The following is a 674-nucleotide window of genomic DNA, read 5'->3' on the forward strand; positions in this document are numbered from 1 at the left end:
TTTGACCTTGGACTCTTGCCACTTCAGCATCAATGTCGCGCTTAGCAGTAGCTTTTGCATTATCAAGATTTCCTGGCTGATATGCTGCTGCTATTGCTGCTTTACCATCTTCAAGGGCCTTGTCCACTTCTTCAAAACTGGTAGCACTATCGATGTCGTTCTTAGCTGCCGTTCCTGCTGCTACTGCTGCTGCAGTTTGGGTAGCCTTGGAACCTGAATCTAAGTCACTATCGCTTGAAATCAAGTTCTTGCAATCAGTTACTGCAGTATCAATTGCGTCTTTAGCGGTCTGCTTTGCATCATCCACTGTACCATCAACATATGCATTTTCAACATCAGTTTTACCAGCTGCTAAAGCTTGAGCTACTTCATCACCAGTTGTTGCGGCAGTGATCTTGCTCTTAGCTGCTGCACCTCTGCTTTCAGCGTCTGCTATTTGCGCTGCTTTCTTGGCAGCTGGTAGATGCTTATCTGCATTTATCTTAGCTTTTGTAGCTGCTACTGCATCATCAATCTGGCCATTAGCTTTCAGCTTGGCATCAGAAATATTACCTGATACATATGCATTTTCAACATCTTTTTTACCAGCTGCTAAAGCTTGGGCTACTTCCTCACCAGTTGTTGCGGCAGTAATCTTGTCCTTAGCAGCAGCACCTGCTGCTTCAGCGTTTGCT

At 45.1% G+C, this 674-nt stretch carries 1 protein-coding gene; it reads right to left on the reverse strand.

Going from position 1 to position 674, the window contains the following annotated elements; translation table 11 throughout:
* Positions 1-674: DUF1542 domain-containing protein (locus H3R25_RS08935; protein ID WP_198195177.1), on the reverse strand; the 674-nt coding region annotated here is incomplete at both ends.

It is taken from the genome of Lactobacillus sp. M0390 (assembly GCF_016102085.1).
GTDB classification, from domain to species: Bacteria; Bacillota; Bacilli; order Lactobacillales; family Lactobacillaceae; genus Lactobacillus; species Lactobacillus apis.